This is a genomic window from Paenisporosarcina quisquiliarum (genome assembly GCF_043641925.1).
Classification (GTDB): Bacteria; Bacillota; Bacilli; order Bacillales_A; family Planococcaceae; genus Paenisporosarcina; species Paenisporosarcina quisquiliarum_A.
On the sequence record NZ_JBHZRU010000009.1, the window covers coordinates 52,365 to 74,000 of the forward strand.

24 protein-coding genes are annotated in these 21,636 nt (G+C 37.3%); 17 read left to right on the forward strand and 7 right to left on the reverse strand.

Going from position 1 to position 21,636, the window contains the following annotated elements:
* Positions 1-58 precede the first annotated feature (58 nt).
* Entirely contained in the window at positions 59-211 is a 153-nt protein-coding gene (locus ACHUE4_RS08405; RefSeq protein ID WP_394188926.1) for a YfhE family protein, read from the forward strand.
* A 285-nt stretch (positions 212-496) separates the two neighbouring features.
* Here ACHUE4_RS08405 and ACHUE4_RS08410 read toward each other — a convergent pair whose 3' ends face one another.
* The 4 genes from ACHUE4_RS08410 to ACHUE4_RS08425 form a co-directional block, all read right to left on the reverse strand.
* Positions 497-1,636 carry a zinc-dependent alcohol dehydrogenase gene (locus ACHUE4_RS08410; protein WP_394188927.1) on the reverse strand — a complete coding sequence of 380 codons (1,140 nt, stop codon included), beginning with the start codon at positions 1,634-1,636 and terminating at the stop codon, positions 497-499.
* A 15-nt stretch (positions 1,637-1,651) separates the two neighbouring features.
* On the reverse strand, positions 1,652-1,879 hold the full coding sequence (locus ACHUE4_RS08415; RefSeq protein ID WP_394188928.1) for a hypothetical protein: 228 nt from the start codon (positions 1,877-1,879) through the stop codon (positions 1,652-1,654).
* A 71-nt stretch (positions 1,880-1,950) separates the two neighbouring features.
* On the reverse strand, positions 1,951-2,463 hold the full coding sequence (locus tag ACHUE4_RS08420; protein WP_394188929.1) for a DUF3231 family protein: 513 nt from the start codon (positions 2,461-2,463) through the stop codon (positions 1,951-1,953).
* 164 nt (positions 2,464-2,627) lie between these two features.
* Positions 2,628-3,530: an aldo/keto reductase gene (locus tag ACHUE4_RS08425; protein ID WP_394188930.1), complete on the reverse strand. Its 903-nt coding sequence runs from the start codon at positions 3,528-3,530 to the stop codon at positions 2,628-2,630.
* 148 nt (positions 3,531-3,678) lie between these two features.
* Here ACHUE4_RS08425 and ACHUE4_RS08430 point away from each other — a divergent pair, with 148 nt between their 5' ends.
* The 3 genes from ACHUE4_RS08430 (at position 3,679) to tlp (ending at position 5,933) form a co-directional block, all read left to right on the forward strand.
* Positions 3,679-4,212 carry a ribonuclease FAU-1 family protein gene (locus tag ACHUE4_RS08430; protein WP_394188932.1) on the forward strand — a complete coding sequence of 178 codons (534 nt, stop codon included), beginning with the start codon at positions 3,679-3,681 and terminating at the stop codon, positions 4,210-4,212.
* Between the two features lie 34 nt (positions 4,213-4,246).
* Positions 4,247-5,587: a D-serine ammonia-lyase gene (locus tag ACHUE4_RS08435; RefSeq protein ID WP_394188934.1), complete on the forward strand. Its 1,341-nt coding sequence runs from the start codon at positions 4,247-4,249 to the stop codon at positions 5,585-5,587.
* Positions 5,588-5,699: 112 nt separating this feature from the next.
* A complete protein-coding gene (gene tlp / locus ACHUE4_RS08440; RefSeq protein WP_394188936.1) occupies positions 5,700-5,933 on the forward strand; it encodes a small acid-soluble spore protein Tlp in 234 nt (77 codons plus the stop codon).
* 75 nt (positions 5,934-6,008) lie between these two features.
* On the opposite strand, the gene ACHUE4_RS08445 is transcribed toward tlp, so the two are convergent.
* Positions 6,009-6,215 carry a hypothetical protein gene (locus ACHUE4_RS08445; RefSeq protein ID WP_394188938.1) on the reverse strand — a complete coding sequence of 69 codons (207 nt, stop codon included), beginning with the start codon at positions 6,213-6,215 and terminating at the stop codon, positions 6,009-6,011.
* Positions 6,216-6,218: 3 nt separating this feature from the next.
* Here ACHUE4_RS08445 and ACHUE4_RS08450 point away from each other — a divergent pair, with 3 nt between their 5' ends.
* From ACHUE4_RS08450 to ACHUE4_RS08480, 7 genes are all read left to right on the forward strand, one after another.
* Positions 6,219-6,389, forward strand: coding sequence for a hypothetical protein (locus ACHUE4_RS08450; RefSeq protein WP_394188940.1), 171 nt, complete (start codon positions 6,219-6,221; stop codon positions 6,387-6,389).
* A gap of 180 nt (positions 6,390-6,569) precedes the next feature.
* Positions 6,570-7,787, forward strand: a complete 1,218-nt coding sequence (locus tag ACHUE4_RS08455) for a dicarboxylate/amino acid:cation symporter (protein WP_394188942.1) — start codon at positions 6,570-6,572, stop codon at positions 7,785-7,787.
* 180 nt (positions 7,788-7,967) lie between these two features.
* On the forward strand, positions 7,968-8,726 hold the full coding sequence (locus ACHUE4_RS08460; protein ID WP_394188944.1) for a GTP cyclohydrolase II: 759 nt from the start codon (positions 7,968-7,970) through the stop codon (positions 8,724-8,726).
* A complete protein-coding gene (gene ribD / locus ACHUE4_RS08465) occupies positions 8,719-9,822 on the forward strand; it encodes a bifunctional diaminohydroxyphosphoribosylaminopyrimidine deaminase/5-amino-6-(5-phosphoribosylamino)uracil reductase RibD (RefSeq protein WP_394188946.1) in 1,104 nt (367 codons plus the stop codon). The genes ACHUE4_RS08460 and ribD overlap by 8 nt, the downstream gene beginning before the upstream one ends.
* 12 nt (positions 9,823-9,834) lie before the next feature.
* A complete protein-coding gene (locus ACHUE4_RS08470) occupies positions 9,835-10,422 on the forward strand; it encodes a 5' nucleotidase, NT5C type (RefSeq protein ID WP_394188948.1) in 588 nt (195 codons plus the stop codon).
* Positions 10,423-10,737: 315 nt separating this feature from the next.
* Positions 10,738-12,579 (forward strand): DUF5939 domain-containing protein, encoded by a 1,842-nt coding sequence (locus ACHUE4_RS08475; protein ID WP_394188950.1) that lies wholly within the window; start codon positions 10,738-10,740, stop codon positions 12,577-12,579.
* 104 nt (positions 12,580-12,683) lie between these two features.
* The gene (locus ACHUE4_RS08480; RefSeq protein ID WP_394188952.1) at positions 12,684-13,127 is read left to right on the forward strand and encodes a HEAT repeat domain-containing protein; all 444 of its coding nucleotides are present in this window, start codon (positions 12,684-12,686) and stop codon (positions 13,125-13,127) included.
* Between the two features lie 51 nt (positions 13,128-13,178).
* Here the strand turns inward: ACHUE4_RS08480 and ACHUE4_RS08485 are convergent, their stop codons facing one another.
* Complete coding sequence (locus ACHUE4_RS08485) at positions 13,179-14,102, reverse strand: S66 peptidase family protein (RefSeq protein ID WP_394188954.1); 924 nt, start codon at positions 14,100-14,102, stop codon at positions 13,179-13,181.
* A gap of 138 nt (positions 14,103-14,240) precedes the next feature.
* Between ACHUE4_RS08485 and ACHUE4_RS08490 the strand changes: the two genes are divergently transcribed.
* Positions 14,241-15,434: a class I SAM-dependent rRNA methyltransferase gene (locus ACHUE4_RS08490; protein ID WP_394189096.1), complete on the forward strand. Its 1,194-nt coding sequence runs from the start codon at positions 14,241-14,243 to the stop codon at positions 15,432-15,434.
* Positions 15,435-15,869: 435 nt separating this feature from the next.
* Here ACHUE4_RS08490 and ACHUE4_RS08495 read toward each other — a convergent pair whose 3' ends face one another.
* Entirely contained in the window at positions 15,870-17,012 is a 1,143-nt protein-coding gene (locus ACHUE4_RS08495; protein ID WP_394188956.1) for a CAP domain-containing protein, read from the reverse strand.
* 199 nt (positions 17,013-17,211) lie between these two features.
* Between ACHUE4_RS08495 and ACHUE4_RS08500 the strand changes: the two genes are divergently transcribed.
* From ACHUE4_RS08500 to cuyB, 5 genes are all read left to right on the forward strand, one after another.
* The gene (locus tag ACHUE4_RS08500; protein WP_394188958.1) at positions 17,212-17,796 is read left to right on the forward strand and encodes a VanZ family protein; all 585 of its coding nucleotides are present in this window, start codon (positions 17,212-17,214) and stop codon (positions 17,794-17,796) included.
* A gap of 60 nt (positions 17,797-17,856) precedes the next feature.
* On the forward strand, positions 17,857-17,985 hold the full coding sequence (locus ACHUE4_RS08505; protein WP_394189098.1) for a Fur-regulated basic protein FbpA: 129 nt from the start codon (positions 17,857-17,859) through the stop codon (positions 17,983-17,985).
* 198 nt (positions 17,986-18,183) lie between these two features.
* Entirely contained in the window at positions 18,184-19,650 is a 1,467-nt protein-coding gene (locus ACHUE4_RS08510; protein ID WP_394188960.1) for an amidase family protein, read from the forward strand.
* 38 nt (positions 19,651-19,688) lie between these two features.
* Positions 19,689-20,912: a carboxylate--amine ligase gene (locus tag ACHUE4_RS08515; protein ID WP_394188962.1), complete on the forward strand. Its 1,224-nt coding sequence runs from the start codon at positions 19,689-19,691 to the stop codon at positions 20,910-20,912.
* A 3-nt stretch (positions 20,913-20,915) separates the two neighbouring features.
* The gene (cuyB, locus tag ACHUE4_RS08520; RefSeq protein ID WP_394188964.1) at positions 20,916-21,614 is read left to right on the forward strand and encodes a cysteate racemase; all 699 of its coding nucleotides are present in this window, start codon (positions 20,916-20,918) and stop codon (positions 21,612-21,614) included.
* Positions 21,615-21,636: the final 22 nt, after the last annotated feature.

Consider the following 21,636-nt stretch of genomic DNA (forward strand, 5'->3'; position numbering starts at 1 on the left):
GGCAATCTAATGTTGTTGAGAACAAACTCGCATTGAGTGATGAAGGAGAGATTTAAAAATGTCTAAGAACAGAGAGCCACATCAAAAAATGACTACTCAAAGTAATGGTCTAACAAAGACACAAGAGGTTTTGTACCAAGAAGAATTCAAAAAAGCAGATCGTCATTCGAACGGAAATAAAATAGAAGCTACCAACAAACAAAAACAGTAAGAACGCGGAGGACGCTTTCGCGGGCATAATAACTATCCAAACTATTTTATTGGGAAGTGGTCGGCTATTTCTGAAGACTCCTGCGGAAAAACGAAACAAGCTAGACCCCACAGGCAACGAATTGTGCGCAATTCTTTTGCGACGAGTAACCGCAGGAGCATAGGTTTTTATAGCCGAGGAGGCTGGCGTTTCGTTTGCGGAAAGTGAGAGAAATAGCTGACCACCTACATTTCCATTGATTTACGGCTAAAATGCTCTTTAGTGAGAATCTAAAGAGCATTTTTTCTATGGCTTTAATATGAACTTGATGCTTTCGTCTTCATGGTCATGAAATGTTTTGTAAGCTTTGCTCGCTTCTGCTAAAGGTACTTTATGTGTAATGATTTCTCTTGGGTCGAATTCGCCTTTAGTAATCTTATCGAATAATAAAGGCATGTAGTGTATGACAGGGGCTTGTCCCATTTTTAGTGTCACATTGCGTTCAAAGATATTTCCTAAAGGGAACATATTATATAGAGAACCGTAAACTCCTGTTAGTTGAATGGTTCCAAATTTCCGAACTGCATTTAAGCCAATATCAATAGCACTCAAAGTTCCACCTTGAAGCTTTAATTTTTGTTCGACTTTTTCTACGATCGAAAGTTTCCCATCCATTCCCACACAATCGATCACAATGTCAACGCCGCCATTCGTTATTTCCTTAATATGTGCACCCATATCATCAAATTCATCAAAATTAAACGCTTCCACATTGTTCATTTTTATCGCATGTTTCAATCTGTAAGGTAAGTGATCAACAGCGATTACTCGTTTTGCGCCTTTCATCCATGCGAATTTTTGCGCCATTAAGCCGACTGGACCAGATCCTAAAACGGCAACGGTATCCCCTGGTTTTACCCCTGCATTTTCAACACTCCAATAAGCAGTGGGAAGGACGTCAGATAAAAAAAGAAGCGATTCATCTTCGAGCTCGCAAGAAGGTGGAACAACGAAAGGCATAAAATTTCCATAGGGCACTCGCAAATATTCTGCTTGCCCGCCCGTATAGTTGCCATATCTTTCTGTAAAACCAAAATATCCACCTGTATCAACTTCTGGATTATCGTTTGAATTATCACACTGACTTTCTAAATCATGCTTACAATAAAAACAAGTTCCGCAAGAAACGTTAAACGGTAAAACCACACGATCTCCTTTTTTCACTTTGGTTACTGTTGGACCTACTTCTTCAACAATGCCCATAGGTTCATGACCAATAACATAATCTTTTCTTGTCGGAAGGGCTCCTCGATAAATGTGGAGATCCGATCCACAAATGGCAGTTGAAGTGATACGAACGATAATATCATCATGTTTTTCTAATTTGGCATCTGGTACTTCTTTAACCTTAATATCCTTCGTTCCTTGGAAAGTGACTGCTTTCATTAATTTCCCTCTTTTTCAGTTAGGATGTATTTCTTCATTTATAGCTGGATCTTTCGTAACTTTTCGATATGGATCGTTAATCACTTGTTTATTTAATTCATTAATCGAAATGGAATCGACTGTTTTCATGTCCTCATGCATATCGAAGAGACTTATCTTATCAGTCATCACTTGTTCCGGATTATCCATGTAAGGTCCTAAAGCCAATTTGCGATCTTCTTCTGTAAATACTTTTTTGTCCATTGAATGACCATCCTTTCGTGAAATAAACCCATGACGAGCCAATGCGCATCGCCATGGGTAAATGAATAATATTACTTGGCGACTGTCGGTGCGTAATGAAGTGGTGGGGGTACGAGCCAAGCTTTTTCTTTATTTAAACGTAGTAATTTTGCTCCAAATAAAGCTTTACTTGCATGGAATTGTCCAAACATAAGGGCAATATCTTCACGTATTGCTTGTCCCATCACTAAGCTACATGCGACTAGACCTTGAGCGGCATTCACTGATATAACGGCACTGATTTCGGGGTCCATAAATCGTGCGCCAACAGGAATTTCCTCGGCAGAAGCAACCGGTCGATCTGGTAAGGCTGGAGGCAAAGCAATTCCATTTTCTTTTAAAAGTTCACCAATCGATTGGTTTTCATCTTTCATGGTTCTTACAGCTTCTTCTAGCATCGATTTAAGTTCTTTGTCACCAGCATGATTGATGAATGCTTGATAAATAGACAACAAACCGTTATTCGATATCATATAAGACCAAGCACCAAAAACTTCACCGTCATGTAAGGGTTCGTCTTTCGAATTTCCAGATAAAATGCCCAACTATTTTCCTCCTTTTGAATTGCATCTTGAATGTACAAAAATTCGTACTGACTTATGTTGTGTCAGTTTCTCCCCAATATGCAGATGAATTTTATGAATAAAAATAACGGCAAAGAAAAAGACTCGAGAAGGTGTTTTTCTCAAGTCCATTTAATAAAAATGTATTAAGCTATTTCATGTCCTTTTGACACTTGGAAGATGTCGAACCATTGTTCGCGGGTTAGTGAGATATCAAGTGCGCGAACTGCTGATTCAATCCTGCTCAATTTGCCTGAACCTACAACTGGCATAATGTGAGCTGGATGATTTAATAACCAAGCATACAAAATTTCGTCTATATCCTGAACGCCAATATCACCCGCAATTTTAGTTAATGTGTTGCGTAAAGCCAGCGAGCTTTCATCTTTGCTCGAAAAAATAGATCCTCCAGCAAGAGGTGACCATGCCATAGGTGGAATTCTTTCTTCTTGGCATAAATCTAACGTTCCATCTTCAAAATTTTCAAGATGAACTGCTGACAATTCGATTTGGTTTGTTAATAACGGGAAATCTAAATAGGATTGGAGCATTTTGAAGTGAGAACGTTTAAAATTCGAAACACCAAAATGTCGCACTTTTCCTTCGGTCTTTAGTTGAATAAAAGCTTCTGCCACTTCAGCAGGATTCATGAAAGGATCCGGACGATGAATTAATAAAACATCTATATAATTCGTTTGAAGATTTTTTAAAGATTGTTCAACTGATGCGATGATATGTTCCTTACTCGTATCATAAGACTTAATCGAATGATATGGTCGGTTTTCTGAAACAAGCTTTATGCCACATTTCGTCACGATTTCCATCTCGTTTCTCAGTTCGGGTTTAAGGGCTAATGCATCACCAAATATTTTTTCGCATGTATAGTTCCCATAAATATCGGCATGATCGAAAGTGGTAATGCCTAATTTTAAACAATTTTCAATATGTACAACTAAATCTTTCGTTGACATGTCCCAATCGGAAAGACGCCATAATCCATAAACAATTCTAGAAAAAGATAAGTCCTCTGTAAGTTCTACTCGTTGCATAATCATTCTCCTCTCTCGTTTATTGTATACATTTCATGTATTATTTTCATTCAAAAGAAGTTTGTTATGATGATTCACAACATCTATTAGTTATAAGATTTCATGGTTATTGGTACAATTAGGATATAGATTGGTGGTGCTTTTTCGATTGAAACGCAAATTTGGCGATCGTTCCGAGTGGAAAAGAATACTTGATAGAACTTATGTGCAAACCTATATGGAAGCTCCAGAATTTAAAGGGCATGTCACTTTACTACACTTAAAAAAAGTGGCTGCACCTCTGACTGTTAGATATGATGATCTTCATATTTGCTTAGCTGATGATGGTTATTTCTGGCTTCAACATTTTCCGGCAAACGAAAAATATTCCGTAACAACCATGTTTGATGATAAGGGTGAGATTGTCCAGTGGTACATCGATATTTGTTATCAAATTGGCTTTGATCAAGTCCCATGGTTAGATGATTTATATTTGGACTTAATCGTTTTCCCATCTGGAAAAATAATTCAAAAAGATCATGATGAACTAGATGAGGCTTTGTCTCAAGGGATAATAAATGAAGTTCTTTACAAACAGGCATGGGATGAGGCAAATTGTATACTAAATCTTATACAAAAAGATAACTTTCACTTGCTTCACCATTCTGCAAAACATAAAAAAATGTTAGAAGAAAAAATGTAAAGCATCTAAATCTTCAGTTGAAAGGAAGGATTTTATGGCTTTTGACAAAACCGCACTCAATACTTGGTTTCATCAATTTCCTTTACTAAAAAGAATCGTCTCTTTAGAGCCTGTTGTCTGGTTAAATCCGAACCATCTTTCAAAAAGTGAGATGGATTCTCTTCCAGTTACCCGTGATGATATGGATGAAGCCGCTGCTTTATGGGATCGATTCGCTCCTTTTCTTGCATTAGCTTTTCCTGAAACGAGAGAAACAAATGGCATCGTAGAATCCCCATTGCGGTTAATTGCTACAATGAAAAATGAACTGAATAGTCGTTATGTTGCTCAAATAGAAGGGGAATTATTTTTGAAGTGTGATAATGAATTGCCTATTGCCGGATCTATTAAAGCACGGGGCGGCGTGTATGAAGTTCTTTATTATGCCGAGCAACTTGCTCTTGAAGCGGGTTTAATACAACAGGATGAAGATTATTCGGTCTTTTGTCATGAGAAATTCACATCATTTTTTAAACAGTTTACAATAGGTGTGGGTTCTACAGGTAATTTAGGATTAAGTATTGGGATTATCGCTGCTAAGTTAGGATTCAATGTTTCTGTATACATGTCTTCAGATGCGAAGCAATGGAAGAAGGATTTATTGCGTGCAAAAGGGGCCACTGTCATTGAATTTGCAGGAGATTTTGGAGAAGCGATTTTTGCTGGTCGAGAACAAACAAAATTAAATCCAAAAGGTTATTTTGTGGATGATGAAAATTCTAGACATCTCTTTTTAGGGTATAGCGTAGCAGCTCATCGGTTAGAGGAACAGCTCGCACTTGAAAAAGTTAAAGTAGACCGTGATCATCCTCTCTTTGTATATTTACCGTGTGGTGTTGGAGGATCTCCAGGTGGTACCGCTTTTGGTTTAAGACAGGTTTTCGGAGACCATGTTCATTGTTTCTTTGTCGAGCCAACACATTCACCAGCAGTTTTAATCGGTTTATTAACAGGAGAGAAGGAAAAGGTTTGTGTACAGGATTTTTGCATAGATAATATAACAGAAGGCGACGGATTAGCTGTAGGTCGGCCTTCCAGCTTTGCTTCATCCATTAGTGAAAAGACCATAAGTGGGATGTATACACTCGAAGACGATGAGTTGTTTAAGCTGTTAGCTCTACTTGCAGACAGTGAAGGTATTCAAGTGGAACCGTCTGCTGCATCGGGTTTATTAGGTCCATTGAATATGATTTCAACAGATTATTTGAATGAACACCAACTGAAAGAGAAGAAGGCTACACATATCGTTTGGGCAACTGGTGGATCGTTAGTACCCCGTGAAGATATGGACCTTTTTTATGAAAAAGGAATTGAATTACTGAATAAAAATTTGTGAAATCGCTTCATACAATCAAGTCAATCTGAATAGAGAATTTTTATTCCGAATAGGTTTTGGCATTTTGGAAATCCTACCTTCGTATCTTTTTGCAGAAAGGAGGAGACTAAATATGCCTAAAAACACACCTAAACCAGATGACCGTTCTGATAATGTTGAAAAGCTTCAAGATATGGTGAAAAATACAATTGGCAATATGGAAGCTGCTGAAGAAACGATGGCTTTTTCTGAAGGGAAAGAACTAGAAGCCATCCGTGAAAAAAATGCTCGTCGTGAAGCAAGTATTGAAGGTTTCCGTGAAGAAATTAAAGATGAAACAGAAGCTCGAAAAAATGGAAAAGTATAAGTAAGTTAAAAAACAGTCGAGAAAGCACAAAGCTTCTCGACTGTTTTCATATTATCCTCTAAAGGATTCAATTTCTTACGTTAAATCGCTTAAACTTCCAGTAACTTGTCTTAATTGTCCTGCAAGTGTTATTGATTCTTCAGCGACTTCCACAGGATAGTTCATTGTCTCAGAAATTGATAAGCCATGCTCAACACCTTGTTTATGTTCACATTGAAAAAATTCATGAAGAATCAAATGAGGATTTTTTGGAAGAATAAATAGTGTAAGGGAGGTGTTCAATTCATGCATCAAAATCTGAACGCGAAACCATTTGAAAATAGAACGAATGTTAATGAAGTAAAACAACTAAATGCAACATCTGGTCTAACCTATAATGAAGTGAAACAAATGTTAGTCCAGAAAATCAGAAATCCCGATGAGGAAGAATTAATTGATAAAACTCATCATTTATGAAAAATAATTAGGTTCTAATTTGGTCAAAAGCAACTTAACTCTTTATTGGGTAAAGTTGCATTTTTTTTTTTGATTAAATGTGGTTTATCAAATTCAAAAAAAGTGAATACTAGTTAAAAATCTAGTTAATAGAAAAAAAGAATTGCATCTATGTTTTTCATATGAAAGAGGGAATGATTTATGAACTTATCTGTCAAAATTATTATTGCGTTAGTGTTAGGTGCGATTACAGGTATTTTATTAAACATGTTTGCTCCTGATTTATTTCCACCGTTAGATAAATATCTTTTTTCACCAGTCGGTAAAATTTTTATCAGTTTAATCACTATGCTTGTGGTGCCGATCGTATTCATCTCGATTGCACTAGGAACAGCAGGACTTGGGGATCCAAAGAAGTTAGGGCGAATCGGGTTAAAAACAATTAGTTATTTCCTAGTGACTACTTCGGTTGCAATCGTCATAGGAATCGGTTTAGCTTACTTACTTGAACCTGGAAATGCAGGGACATTTGAGACAAAGGGATTAGAGTATAGCTCGGAAGAAGCTCCACCTATATCTGAAACGTTATTAAATATTGTGCCAACCAATCCAATTCAATCATTTGCAGAAGCAAATATGCTCCAAATTATTGTATTCGCCATTTTTGTTGGATTTGCACTGGCTATGTTAGGTACGAAAGTTGATAAAGTTCATGAACTATTAGAGCAAGGTAATGAAATCATGATGTATCTTGTAAATCTAGTTATGAAATTTGCTCCATATGGAACATTTGCTTTGCTTGCTTCTGCCATTGGTACGCAAGGTTTAGATGCGATTAAAGCGATGGGACTTTATATGATTGTCGTTGTCCTGGCCCTAGTTATTCATGGACTCTTCACATACGGTTCATCGATTCTTTTATTGGCTAAGCAAAATCCCATTAAATTTTTCAAAGGTTTTGCACCAGCTATGGGAGTTGCTTTCAGTACATCAAGTAGTAATGCAACGCTTCCAGTTTCTATGAGTGTGGCACAAAAGAATCTTGGGGTTCCAAAAGCAATTTCAAGTTTTGTTCAACCATTAGGCGCAACAATCAACATGGATGGAACAGCTATTATGCAAGGTGTAGCTACAGTATTTATAGCTCAAGTTTATGATGTGAATCTTACTTGGACAGCACTATTAATTGTCGTAATGACAGCGGTTCTAGCAAGTATCGGAACAGCAGGTGTCCCGGGTGTAGGACTTATCATGCTCGCAATGGTATTAAGTGCAGTTAATCTACCTGTTGAAGGTATTGCTTTGATTATCGGTATTGACCGATTACTCGATATGGCTAGAACAGCTGTTAATATCACAGGTGATGCAGCTTGTGCTGTAGTCGTCGCTGAAACGGAAGAACGTGCTGGTAGAGTTTAAAAAATAAAAAGAGTCGACTTTGTTATCAAAGTCGGCTCTTTTTTGTTTTTATAGGTAATTTTATTATAGACTGGACTCCTACTAAAGAGAGTTTGAAAAATATCCTTTGTTGACATTTTTAAGTTACAAAAATATAATAACTTACATAAAGTAACTTAAAGAGTTCAAAGGGGAATTAAAATGACGGATATAAAATTTGTTCCAAAAGAAGCGTTATTGGTGTTAAAAGATAAAATTAAACTCATTCCAACGGAAGAAGGCAGCATTTATTTAGTAGGACCAATCCGTTTACCAATTAACTTATTTGGTGAGACGATCATCTTTCAATGGTACTGCTGGTTAAACAGTAAAGATGAAGGACATGATTTAAAACAAATCATTGAAAATCTATCTTCTGCAAACCTTGCGGAATATCAGCAATCGAGTGTATTGGTCTATGGAGATTTTGAGCATTCTGAAGAAGCGCTCATCCGCATGCATTCAATTTGTCACACGGGTGATATCTTTGGCAGTAAAAGATGTGATTGTGGCTATCAATTAAAGCAATCTTTGCAAATGATTGCGGATCACGGAAGCGGTGCGCTCTTCTATTTAGCTAACCATGAAGGAAGAGGCATTGGCTTATTTAGCAAAGCAATGGCTTACATTTTGCAGGAAAATGGATATGATACAGTTGAAGCGAATGAAGAATTAGGATTTGTTGATGATTCACGAAATTATAGTGATGCGATTCAAGTCTTGCGTGTCCTTCGATCAAAACCTGTGAAATTAATGACGAATAATCCAAAAAAATTAGTAGCATTAAAAGAAGCGGGAATGATGGTTTCAGGAAGAACTCCGTTATGGGGAGATGTCTCGGAATTTAATGAAGAATATTTACAAACAAAAATCAAACGTTCAGGACATTTAGAGGAAGAAGTGACTTGCCCAAATGACTAACCATGAATTTTATATGGACATAGCATTACAAAACGCCATAGCAATGAAGGGACAAACGGATCCCAATCCTTTAGTAGGGTCAGTGATTATAAACGAAAATCGCATCGTTGGGGTTGGTGCTCATATGAAAACGGGTGAACCTCATGCTGAAATTCATGCGCTTCGCATGGCAGGAGATGCTGCTAGAGGAGGAACTATTTATGTCACGTTGGAACCTTGCTCACATCATGGACGAACAGGTCCATGTGCAGAAGCAATTGTTCAAGCTGGTATAAAAAAAGTCGTAATTGCCACATTGGATCCAAACCCGATAGTGGCAGGCAATGGCGTTAAAATTCTTGAAGAAGCGGGTCTAGAAGTAATTATTGGTGTTCAAGAAGAAGCTTCAATAAAAATGAACGAAGTGTTCAATAAATTTATTGTCGAGAAATTACCTTTCGTTACATTAAAAGCTGGCATTACACTAGATGGGAAAATTGCTTCACATACATTTAATAGCAAATGGATTACATCTGAAGAAGCCAGAAGAGATGTCCATCGATTGCGAAATGAACATATGGCGATTTTAGTAGGGGTCAATACAGTGATAGCAGATAACCCTGAGTTAACGACTCGAATTCCAAATGGTCGTCATCCTCTGCGAATTGTTTTAGACTCTTCTTTGAAAATCCCCTTGGATTGTAAAGTTGTGACGGATGGATTAGCTGATACATGGATATTTACGAGTAAGACATATGATGCCAATAAGAAAGCTTCGTTAGAGAAATCGAATGTTTCCGTGTTCCACACGAGTGGTGTCGGTACAGTGGACCCTTCTGAAGTACTAAGCATATTGGGTGAAAAAGGGATATCTTCTTTATTGCTAGAAGGGGGTGGCACGATCAACGCTTCGTTTTTAGATCATCAATTAATCGACAAAGCCGTTATCTATATCGCGCCAAAGTTAATTGGCGGGAAAAACGCCCCAACATTTTTAGAAGGTACAGGAATTAGCCATATGAGTGATGCAGTTGAGCTTCGAGATGTCGATATCGTTAAAATAGGGAAAGATTTTAAATTTGTTGGTTATCCAATTTATCAATTAGAAGAACAGTAGAGGGATATGATTATGAAATTCGGTTTTGATATTGATGACACACTCATCAGTTTAAGAGAGCATGCTTTTCACATTTACAATAAAAAATTGAATCAAAACGTACCTATAGATATTTTTCATGAAATTAAAAAAGTCGAGATTCACGAAGCATTTGGCCTTACTTCTGAACAAGGTTCTAAAATGTGGAATGATTCCTTAGAAGAAGTCTATTTTACAAGTTGTCCTGCTTATCCAGATGCAGTGGAAGCATTAAATGAACTAAGTAAAGAAGGCCATCACATTTATTACATTACAGCTAGACCAAAAGAACATGGCGAGCGGACAAAACAGTGGATGATCGAACAAGGTTTCCCAGTTCAAGAAGACAAGTTCTTTTGCGGAATGAAAGATGAGGATAAAGTCCACATCATTCAAGATTTACAATTGGATTTCTACTTTGACGATAAACCAGATGTGTTGAATACATTAGCTAAGGATGAATTGACCGTTTATGTGAAAAATCAACCATACAATCAACACTTAACCATTTCTCGACTTACGAATTGGAGTGAGTTAAAAGAGATTGTGAAAGAGCAGGCTGAAAAACGAGAATCTTTGTAGATTCTCGTTTTTCTTTTTGGTTAACATGAGAATGAGAGAGCTTTCACTTTCAAAGCGGGATCTTTCACGTTCAAACGCGGACTTGCACTCAATTTCCAATTCAACGCGCGAAAGCCCAGGAGTTTCCACTTGGAACGCAATTGATAAGTGCCGATTAGTTTCGTTACTCTTCGCTTTGTGGAGAACTTGATTATGGGGGGATTCTATTAAAGTTTGATTGAATTTGAACATATTTGAACCCTCGAACAATAGAAAAATGTGGTATTGTTTACTAAAAAAGATGATTGATTCATTTCTGAAATGGGTGAAAAAAATATGGATTTCTCGGCAAAAAAATTTGTGATGGAAAAAGATTATCCACTATCAAGAGAAACGGTTTGGAATTTATTGAGCGATACAGATCGGCTTAATCGAATTATTGGTTTGTTTTCGGTTAAATTTAAGCCTGCCAATCAATTACCGGGCAAAACATTTTACCGTGAAGCATTAGCTAAGGTTGGTGGAATCGTTCCGTTAATTTGGAAAGAGTATCCTTTTCAATGGGACAAGTACGAAAACTATATGGTGGAACGAGCTTACGAAGGAGGTCCTCTGAAGCACTTTCGTGGAGGAGTGGAGCTTGAAGATACGGATGTCATTTTGCCTGATGGTTCAAATGGAACCAAAGTTCGTTTAATAGGAGAATTTACGCCTAGAAACATACTTGGGATTGGGGCTGTTCAATTTACAGGTGTTCAATCCATGAAAAATACGATGAAATATGTTGATGATTATTTAGAAGCAATCCAAGCGGAAAAGCCTTTGCCTTCTGACATCTCTCCAAAGGTGAAAATTAATCTTGATCAGCTCAGTATCCTTGAAGAAAAACTAGCAAGTATGCCTGTTAATCCTACATATATTGAAAAGCTCCATCAGTTTCTGAGCACAAGTGATAGCTCAGACGTTTCTAAAATGCGTCCGATTTACTTAGCTAAAAAGTGGAATGTCGATGAACTAGAGGTTATTCGCTTGTTTTTGTACGCCACGAAGGTCGGAGTCATGAATTTAAGTTGGAATTTAATTTGCCCAAATTGTCGTGTCTCAAAAGTTGAGTACAGTTCTTTGAAATCCTTAGAACAGCAATTCCATTGCGATTTATGTGGAATTAATTACAATGCGAATTTCGGAAAGTATGTAGAATTAAATTTTTCTGTACATCCAGCTGTTCGAGTTGCGTATGACAATGTGTATTGCGTTGGTGGTCCAATGATTTCGCCACATGTCCACATCCAACAAGTAATTGAACGAGGGCAACGATTCGAATTAAAAATTCCTCAAAAGCCAAATGATTTCCGAGTTCGCATTTTACAAGCCAATCACGTGTTGGAATTAGAAGCGTTTAATACGACTTCATCCGAACCGATTGTTGTGGATTATGTGGATGAAGGATTCACTCAAGAAGAAGTGAGATTTAGTGAAGGTATGAACACAATGCAAATCGTGAATTCTAGTTCTGCAGATATTGTTTTAGTTTTGGAGAAAAAGGAATGGAATTCGGATGTATTAACAGCTGCTCAAGTGACTTCTATGCAGGAATTTAGAGACCTATTTTCTTCAGAAGTATTATCTCGAGGTCAACAAGTTGGAATCGAAAATGTCACCATATTGTTTAGTGATTTGCTGGGTTCAACTTCTTTATATGAGCTTGTTGGAGATGCAGATGCATATGGTCAAGTTCGAAGACATTTTGAATTTTTAACAGAGTGGATTGCGAAGAATTCAGGAGGCGTTGTGAAAACGATCGGGGATGCTGTGATGGCAGTATTTCATATGCCGGAAGATGCCCTTAAAGCTGCCATTCAAATTCAACAACATGTTACTGATTTTAATAAAGGACGTCGAGACCCGATTGTATTGAAAATAGGCTTATACAGTGGACCGGCCATTGCAGTAAACTCAAATGATCGCCTAGATTATTTTGGTCGAACCGTAAATATTGCGGCTCGTATTCAAGGACAAAGTGAAGGCAATGATATCGTTTTTAATGAAGAATACTTGAGTAATGAGAGTATCCTTTCTTTATTAACAAAAAGCCATGCAACTCTTGAACCGTTCCATGCAAACTTAAAGGGAATTGATGAAAATATGAAATTGGTTAGAATCCGAGTTTCTAAATGAAATTTCAATAATGGAAAAAGTATGTGTTTTGGTATTTGATGGTACAATATAGAGAAGAATATTTTCATTTCCATTAGAGATGAAAGTAAAGGAGACTGAGTCGTTTGGCAAATAAACAAATAAATCAAGAACTACCAGAAAATTATGATGAACTTAAAAAAGCTGCAAATCGCACATCTAGTTGGAGAGAGCGCTTTGATGCTGTAGAAGAATTAGGTCAGTCAAAGCACCCAAAAGTGATTGATGTTTTAACGAATCGCATGAAAAATGATTCGGTTTACAAAGTTCAAGAAGCAGCATATCGCCAGTTAACAAAAATGGGTGAAGATGTAGAAGCACCAGTTCGCAATAAATTTGAATTGATTAAAGGAACAAAGAAAACCTTTATTCGAATCAAAAAAAGTTTGCCAAAAGATCATAGTTATGAAGATTTTAAAGAGAAGCTTAAAAAAATGCGTTTAGATATTTACGATGCATACGAAGGCGAAAAAGGTGCGGACTTTGATAAGTGGCTTGAAAGTGAATGGGAAGCTGCTTCAAAGAAATAAAATATGAAACCCGATTACATGCTAGATGTAATCGGGTTTACTTTTGTTCAATTATATGGAGACGGCAGGTTCCATAACAGTTAGCGTTAATGTTTCAGTAGTCATTGTCAGTCTGGTGCCAATCGGAATAGCTGCTTTTAATGGACCGTGGCCAGTAGCGAGATTGCTAATTAGCGGTTTGCCTAATGGAACGAGCACCTCATCTATCAAATCATTGTAAGTCTTGCCGTAAGCAATTTCACAGTTTGTACATTCACCCATAAGAATTCCGATACAATCATCAAATTTACCAGCTAATTTTAAGTGATTGATGTAACGGTAAACCGTATTAATCGGTTCATGCGTATCTTCTAAAAGAAGGATTTTACCTTCCGTGTTAATTTCAAACGAAGTTCCAATTGTATCAATAAATGATGTTAAATTACCACCAACTACAGGACCAGTGGCGGTTCCTGGAACTTTACTTACAAGGGGCACCTCTGGTGGATTTTTAATTTCCCAAGGAGCGGTTGTGGCGGACGTTGCGCTAAAGAACTGATTGAAATTGTAAGCCGGGGTTCGATTGTTGAAATCGAGAAGCATTAAGCTATGAAACGTCACCAAATCAGCGTATTCATAAAGAACATTCAATAACACTGTGATATCGCTATAACCAGAAATAATTTTAGGATTCGCCTTAATGATAGGGAAGTTCAAAAAAGGTAATATAGCTGCAACACCGACACCACCTCTAGTCGGCAAGATACAACGCACTTCTTTGTTAGCAAACATTTTCATCAAATCAGCCGCACGAGATTCAGGTGTGCCAGCAAGAAAGCCGTTTGAAGCGTAGGTGCTGTCACCGACAACAACGTTAAACCCCATCCCTTTTAGTGTGGCGATTCCTTCATCAATACGAGCAGCTTCTAACGGAGTTCCAAGCGTCACTATCCCTATCGTATCTCCTGGACGTAATTGAGGTGGGTGAATCGGCATTTAATAGCCTCCCTTCAAAAATAATCATTCCTAAAGAATATGAATTACAGGGAAGCGATAGTACATAAAACAAGCCATGACATGATTTTCAAAGAAAACATCTGTAGAATAGGAGGAAATTAGTGAATGGGTGATTCGATGCAACAACCAATAAAACTTAAAGCGAAAACTTCGTTTGTGAAGAATTTCAAAGATGGATACCCTCTGGTTACTGAGGAGTCCGTTCAAAATTATCAAGATTTAAAAGTAGAAGGCTCTGTCTTCGAGCTTGTGGATGAGCAACAAAAATTCATTAGTAAAGGATACTATGGCAAGCAAAATAAAGGCCGTGGATGGGTTCTTACTAAAAATCGAGATGTTGAATTTAATTTAGCTTTTTTCACAGGGAAATTAAAAGAAGCCATTACACATAGAGAATCCCTTTTCCAAGACAAGAACACGACTGCTTTTCGCGTTTTTAATGGAGAAGGGGACGGGATTGGTGGACTAATAATTGATTACTTCAATGACTATTATGTTATCAGCTGGTACAGCGAAGGGATTTATTCCTTTAAAGATGTAATCGTTCAAGCTTTGAATGAAATAGTTGAAGTAAAAGGGCTGTATGAGAAAAAACGATTTGCCTCTAAAGGTATGTACGTTGAAGACGATGATTTTGTAAGTGGAGAAGAAGCACCAACTCCCTTAATCGTAAAAGAAAACGGGATGAATTTTGCTGTTTACTTAAATGACGGAGCGATGGTTGGTATTTTCCTTGATCAGCGAGATGTCCGAAAAACAATTCGGGACTCTTACGCTGAAGGTAAGACAGTATTAAATACATTCTCATATACAGGAGCTTTTTCAGTCGCAGCGGCTTTAGGTGGTGCAGTGAAAACAACGAGTGTGGATCTAGCTAATCGAAGTAAGAGTAAAACAATTGAACAATTTAGTGTCAATGACATCGATTTTGAAGCGCAAGATATTATTGTTGAAGATGTCTTTAATTACTTCAAATATGCGGTACGTAAAAAGTTAGCTTTTGATATGGTTATTCTCGACCCACCTAGCTTTGCACGATCTAAGAAACATACGTTTAGTGCGGAAAAAGATTATACCGATTTATTAGTCCAAGCGATTGCCATTACGGAAGAAAATGGGATTATTGTCGCTTCGTCGAATTGTAGTACATTCGGTATGAAGAAGTTTAAAGGGTTTATTGAAAAAGCGTTTAAACAATCTGGTGGTAAATACACGATTGTCGAAGAGTTTACTTTGCCAACCGATTTTAAAACGATTTCCGAGTTCAAGGAAGGCGACTATTTGAAAGTGGTCTTCATTAAAAAACAGTAATTTAAATTAAAAACAAAGAGATGTTCTAAAAGTCATGAATGGCTTTGGTAACATCCCTTTCTTCGCATAAAGTGATTGATTTTCATTGCTGCGGACGCTTTCCGGGGGATGCCAACAAGATGTTGGTTTCAAAGACGTTGCCACGTGATGTGGCGGTTTTAGTCTTTGTTCCTCTAATATCCGCTCCAGGGTCTAAAGCTCTTTATCCCCTCGGAGTCGCCGCCTCCATTACAATCAACAGTCTGTAAAAACAATAGATTTATGTTCATAAAATTGAGTAATGACGAAACGTCCAATAATTAACTATCTTTGAAACCAGCATCGTGCCCCCAGAAAGCTTCCCTGCAATGGAAATCAATTTTGCGTCAGCAAAAAAACATCAAAAATTCTCAATGAGAAATTTTGATGTTTTTTGTTTTGTCCCAGCTTATATTATTATTTGGCATAAAAATTCTCTGTATAATAGGGTTGGTTTTCTTTGTTAAAAGCGACTCCTACTCCTAATAGAGAGAAATCTGGTTTTAACAAGTTTTCGCGATGTCCGATAGAATTCATCAATCCTTCATGTGCGAAAATGCTGCTGGATTGTCCATACGCTAGGTTTTCTCCTGCGACTCTATAGGAGATGCCGTCACTCGTCATACGATCGAATGGGGATTCACCGTTTAAGTTCGTATGACTAAAATAATTGTTGATGGCCATATCTTCGCTGTGATCAAACGCAGTTATTTGAATTAATGAATCCCATTCCACTGCTCTCACACCATGATGAACTCTTGCTGCATTAGTTAGGTCAAATAGCTGGAGCTCTAGACCTTCTTGCAAGGATTTACTGCTAGCCGCATACACGGACGGTTTACTCTTTTCAAGATTTTCAGAAAGAATTTGAATGGCAGTTACTGTGTTGTTTTCATGAACATCGTAAAAGATCGTTGCGTACACATTTTCTATTAAAAATGTGTCTGCGCCTTGATCTTCATTCAAAATAAAATTGGTATTGCCTTTGGTGATATACGTTAGGGGTTTGCCCAAAGCTTTTCTGACATCTTCTTTAGAAGAATTTAACTTGATTCCGAGTGAAGAGGCGATTAAGTCATTATTGGTAAATAGTCCATTCACTTTGTTTTCACGGTCATAGGAAACCATGAAAAAGTTTTGATAGTCGGTATGGTACGTTTGCCACGATGTTCCGTATTCATTCGCAGTAATCCGTTTAGGTTCGCCTATTTCTGCAATAACAGAATCCTTCGGAGCACCAATCTCAATATTATGAACCGAGAATAAGCCTTCGGTAGGCGTTTTCAAAGTTGGCTTATCAATTGGTTCAATGGGAGCGGGTATGATTCGATTTCTTTCTTCGACTAATTGAGCGGGTAGTTCGGTTATAGCTGTTTGAATTGTTTCAACAGATTCCGTGAAAATTGGCTGTTCCTTTATATAGTCAATCCCAACTTGAACTTGTTGGTCTATTTTGTCTAAAAACGAGGTATCTATATAATCGTCAGCGTATTTTTCCCAAAAGGGGCTAGTTACATATACGCCAATTGTAAGGACAATCAATAATCCAATGGTTCTCATTTAAATCCCCTCCTGTCTTTCTATTTTAATCGGACTTTGCTAGAATCCATAAAGAAACGCATTGCTCTATCTACTAGAGTAACCATTTTTAATATATTGGATACATATTACAACACGATTAATTCAACCAGAATCTCCTTTGGACTTAGAACCGTTAAGGGATTACACTTAGACTATCAGATTTAACGAGGGAGCCCCTATGCATACAATTATTTATTATCTCCAAGACATGTGGTTCTACATGGTCATCGCGTTGCCAGTCATCTTAATTTACCGCTTTTATCGAATAAAGAAATCGAAACATAAAGCTAAACCATTACACGAAATTGGCGTAATCGCTTTTTTGATTTTTTTAATAGGCTTGCTTTCCCAAACGGTTATTCCTTCCATATCATTTAACAATGGTTCCATTGAGTTCGTTAATGGCAATTTTCAAGCTGTTAATTTAGAATTCTTCCGTGTATTTCGGGAAACATATAATGCGATTAAATACCTCGATTTGTGGCAGCCTTTTTTAATCAATTTTATGGGGAATATTTTTATGTTTATGCCTATTGGATTCCTATTGCCCTTACTTTGGAGAAAGTTCGAACATGTTTTATTGACAGTCGGAGCAGGGTTTTTATTGTCATTGTCGATTGAACTGTTGCAGTTGACGCAATTGAGAAGTAGTGACGTCGATGATTTATGGTTAAATACACTCGGCACATTCATTGGTTTTATTTGCTTTATGTTTATTCCTAAAAAGCATCGTCACTGGTTTAAAAAAAATAAGGTGGGGTAAATACTTACTGACTAAATATGTAAGGAGATTTGCATCATGATCCCACCTAAAGAAACAAAAATGGACGGAAAAATAATGACTGTCATAGATGACTTGGTAGCTCAAGGCGTTTTTAAAGTAGAAGGCAAACAATTATATGAACTATCATTATATGAGTTAATAAAAGAGCATATGGAAAAAGCAAACTAATAAATATAGGTCAGTATGGCAACGTAACATGTTGCCATTCTGGCTTTTTTTACGTAAGTAAATATAAAATTTCTTTGAAATAGCGTCTAAAGGACGACTTATGTAAAGTTGGAATAAATGCTATAATTTCAGTTTGAAGCAATAATAAAAACAAGCTATATATGTTAAACCAATAAAGTCTATTGTGGAGGTTTTCAAATGAATCAAGCGAAACGAAAACAACTCTCAAATGAATGGTTAGAAGAAGCAACAATATTTCAAATGCAAGAGAAAATGGAAGCTAGCGAGATGACTTCTGAAGATCTTGTTTTGATGTATTTAGAAGCGATTGCAGAGAAAAATTCTCTTGTAAATGCAGTACTGGAAGTGAATCCAAAAGCTCTTCAAATTGCACAAGCTTTAGACGGTGAACGCTCAGAAAGTGGGCCACGTTCCATTCTACATGGAATACCTATTTTGTTAAAAGATAATATCGAGACTGCCGATGAATTACATACTAGTGCAGGTTCGTTGGCACTAGCTAAGCATTATGCCACAAATGATGCCACCATTGTTGAAAAACTTCGAAATGCCGGTGCTGTTATTTTAGGCAAAGCGAATATGACTGAGTGGGCTAACTTTATGTCAGATAAAATGACCAATGGGTTTAGTTCTCGTGGTGGACAGGTTATTAATCCCTATGGTCCTTTTGATGTCGGGGGGTCCAGTTCAGGATCTGCTTCAGCTATCGCATCTAATTTGGCTGCTGCAGCTATAGGAACAGAGACATCTGGTTCCATATTAAATCCAGCAGCACAAAATGGCTTAGTTGGTTTAAAACCAACAGTCGGTAGTGTGAGTCGTGCTGGGATCATTCCTTTGTCTCATACTCAAGATACAGCTGGACCTATGACTCGCACTGTTGAAGATGCGCTTCATCTGTTTACTGCGATTGTCGGCCAGGATAAACGTGACCCAATTACTCAAAAAAGTCGCGTATTTAAGGATATGACATGGACAGACTGTTTGGATGTTAATGCACTCCAAGGGCAAAGAATTGGTGTTGCCCGTGCTATTTTTGATCAAGAAATGTCAGCAGAACGCGCTGGATTATTTGAAAGACAACTAGCTGTTCTAAAAGAACTCGGAGCCGAAATTATTGACCCAGTCGATATAGGTTGTCTAGAAGATGAATTAGGGTATGACGTATTGACGTTTGAATTTAAAGCCGACTTAAACAGTTATTTAGCTAACACAAATGCAACTAATCCAATACGTTCTCTTAGTGACGTTATCCATTTTAATAATCTTCACCCAAATGAAACACTAAAATTCGGTCAAATTATGCTTGAACGCTCAGAGCTAACTTCTGGCACATTAACGGAAAAAGAATATATTCAAGCGCTTACTAACAATCGGTATTTAGCAGGTGAGATTGGACTCGGTAAATCTCTAGATGACCTAAAACTTGATGCTCTTGTCTTTCCGCAAGATCATGGTTGTAGCATAGGGGCAGCTGCTGGATATCCATCGATAACAGTTCCTGCAGGATTTAGCCAAGTTGGGGAACCTTTCGGATTGACGTTTTCGTCAAGAGCATGGAGTGAACCAATGCTCATCTCAATGGCTTATGCATTTGAACAAAAAGTTAATGCTCGGAGAAAACCAACATTCACGATACAATGAACATACATTATGTTTCTAGAAAAGAGAGTTGATATTAGATGACGTTAAACAATTCATTTTTACCCATATTATTAGGTTCTGATATGAATGCATACGGTATGGCACGTGCCTTTCATGAAGCTTATGGAATTAAACCACTTGTCTTGGGTCGTATGAATTTATCTGCAACACAAGACAGCAAAATTTTAGATTTTCAAGTTATTCCTCGATTAAATGAACAAGATGTTTTTGTGCCTGCTCTAATTAAAGTAGCAAGTGAACACCCAAATCAAAAGTTACTATTGCTAGCTTGCGGAGATGATTATGCTAAGTTAATCATTAAAAACAAACAGGAATTACTTCCTCATTTTGCAGTCCCATATATTGATGAATCCTTAATGGAACGCATTGTGTTAAAAGAGAACTTTTATGAAATCTGTGAGCAATACGGCTTTTCTTATCCGAAGACTGCTTTATGTACGTTCGAGAATAAAGATGAGTTCAATATGGATTTCACATACCCAATCATTATTAAAGCTTCTAATTCAGTGGCTTACTGGAATTGCTCGTTCCCAGGTAAAAAGAAAGTGTTTGTGGCACATGATCTAGCAGAAAAAAATGCCATTATCAAAGCAATTTATGAATCGACTTATAAAGATAATCTGACCATCCAAGAATTTATTCCGGGTGACGATTCGTTCATGCGTGTGTTAAATGCGTATGTTGGGAAAGATGGAAAAGTGAAGCTAATGTCACTAGGAAATCCGATTTTAGAAGAACATTCACCGGAAGGAATCGGTAGTTACGCAGCTATTATCAACACGTTTGATGAAGCATTGTTGGATAAAGTGCGATTCTTCTTAGAAGATATTGGCTATAACGGATTTGCTAACTTTGATATGAAATATGATTCTCGTGATGGAGAATATAAGCTATTTGAAATTAATTTAAGAAATGGTCGTAGTAGCTATTACGTTACGGCAAGTGGACATAATTTAATGCAGTATGTTGCGGACGATCATATGTTGAATATTCCTCAACAATTAACGTACGCGAAAGATAAGCATCTGTGGATGATTATCCCGAAAGGTGTTTTATTCAAATACGGAAAAGAAGGTCCGTTATTGGACGAAGCAAGACAATTAATCGAAGAAGGTAAAGTAACAAACCACTTGTATTATTCGGAAGACTTCAGTCCAAAACGTTGGGTGAAATTAACGTTAAATAATTTAAACTATTATCGCAAATATAAAAAATATTTTAACAACAAAGGTTTGTCATAAACTATGGAGAAAAAAGTATTAGGCATCATCGGTGGTGTTGGTCCGCTAGCGACCATGCTTCTTGGTGAAATGATTGTTAGACGAACAGTTGCATCTGTCGACCAAGAGCATGTCCAAATGGTCATTACCAATAACACGTCGATTCCGGATCGTACGACGTATATTTTAGACCGATCGAAGAAAAACCCTGTTCCCGTTATGATCGCAGATGGTCAAAAGCTGAAATCGATTGGTGCTGAAGTTATTGCGGTTCCATGTAACACAGCTCATAGCTTTTATGAAGAGATTCAAAAGGGGATTGGATTACCAGTTATTCATATGATTCAAGAAACCGCTAAAAAGGCGAAGCTTGAGGGTGCAAAAAAAGTTGGGATTCTAGCAACCACTGGTACGCTTACTGCTTCTGTGTATCAGTTAGCTTGTCGTGATGTAGGCATTCAACCGATTGTTCCAAATGAAGAAACACAAAAACTCGTAATGTCTGTTATATATGATGACGTGAAGGCTGGCAAATCAGTTGATTTCTCAAAATGGCAACAAATCATCGCGACAATGACCGCACTCGGTTGTGATCGAATTATATTGGGTTGCACTGAGCTATCTATTGTAAACAAAGAACTGAAATTAGATGAATTTTATATCGATTCACTGATGGTTTTAGCTGATTGCGCAATTGAATTATGTGGTTACGAAACAATATAAAAGTTAAGGGGCTGTCTCAAAT

Excerpts from the sequence above, each read along its gene's own strand:
- ACHUE4_RS08405 (WP_394188926.1), top strand. The coding sequence starts at position 59 with ATGTCTAAGAACAGAGAGCCACATCAAAAAATGACTACTCAAAGTAAT.
- ACHUE4_RS08410 (WP_394188927.1), bottom strand. The coding sequence starts at position 1,636 with ATGAAAGCAGTCACTTTCCAAGGAACGAAGGATATTAAGGTTAAAGAA.
- ACHUE4_RS08415 (WP_394188928.1), bottom strand. The coding sequence starts at position 1,879 with ATGGACAAAAAAGTATTTACAGAAGAAGATCGCAAATTGGCTTTAGGA.
- ACHUE4_RS08425 (WP_394188930.1), bottom strand. The coding sequence starts at position 3,530 with ATGCAACGAGTAGAACTTACAGAGGACTTATCTTTTTCTAGAATTGTT.
- ACHUE4_RS08435 (WP_394188934.1), top strand. The coding sequence starts at position 4,247 with ATGGCTTTTGACAAAACCGCACTCAATACTTGGTTTCATCAATTTCCT.
- tlp (WP_394188936.1), top strand. The coding sequence starts at position 5,700 with ATGCCTAAAAACACACCTAAACCAGATGACCGTTCTGATAATGTTGAA.
- ACHUE4_RS08450 (WP_394188940.1), top strand. The coding sequence starts at position 6,219 with ATGCATCAAAATCTGAACGCGAAACCATTTGAAAATAGAACGAATGTT.
- ACHUE4_RS08455 (WP_394188942.1), top strand. The coding sequence starts at position 6,570 with ATGAACTTATCTGTCAAAATTATTATTGCGTTAGTGTTAGGTGCGATT.
- ACHUE4_RS08460 (WP_394188944.1), top strand. The coding sequence starts at position 7,968 with ATGACGGATATAAAATTTGTTCCAAAAGAAGCGTTATTGGTGTTAAAA.
- ribD (WP_394188946.1), top strand. The coding sequence starts at position 8,719 with ATGACTAACCATGAATTTTATATGGACATAGCATTACAAAACGCCATA.
- ACHUE4_RS08470 (WP_394188948.1), top strand. The coding sequence starts at position 9,835 with ATGAAATTCGGTTTTGATATTGATGACACACTCATCAGTTTAAGAGAG.
- ACHUE4_RS08475 (WP_394188950.1), top strand. The coding sequence starts at position 10,738 with ATGGATTTCTCGGCAAAAAAATTTGTGATGGAAAAAGATTATCCACTA.
- ACHUE4_RS08485 (WP_394188954.1), bottom strand. The coding sequence starts at position 14,102 with ATGCCGATTCACCCACCTCAATTACGTCCAGGAGATACGATAGGGATA.
- ACHUE4_RS08490 (WP_394189096.1), top strand. The coding sequence starts at position 14,241 with ATGCAACAACCAATAAAACTTAAAGCGAAAACTTCGTTTGTGAAGAAT.
- ACHUE4_RS08495 (WP_394188956.1), bottom strand. The coding sequence starts at position 17,012 with ATGAGAACCATTGGATTATTGATTGTCCTTACAATTGGCGTATATGTA.
- ACHUE4_RS08500 (WP_394188958.1), top strand. The coding sequence starts at position 17,212 with ATGCATACAATTATTTATTATCTCCAAGACATGTGGTTCTACATGGTC.
- ACHUE4_RS08505 (WP_394189098.1), top strand. The coding sequence starts at position 17,857 with ATGGACGGAAAAATAATGACTGTCATAGATGACTTGGTAGCTCAAGGC.
- ACHUE4_RS08510 (WP_394188960.1), top strand. The coding sequence starts at position 18,184 with ATGAATCAAGCGAAACGAAAACAACTCTCAAATGAATGGTTAGAAGAA.
- ACHUE4_RS08515 (WP_394188962.1), top strand. The coding sequence starts at position 19,689 with ATGACGTTAAACAATTCATTTTTACCCATATTATTAGGTTCTGATATG.
- cuyB (WP_394188964.1), top strand. The coding sequence starts at position 20,916 with ATGGAGAAAAAAGTATTAGGCATCATCGGTGGTGTTGGTCCGCTAGCG.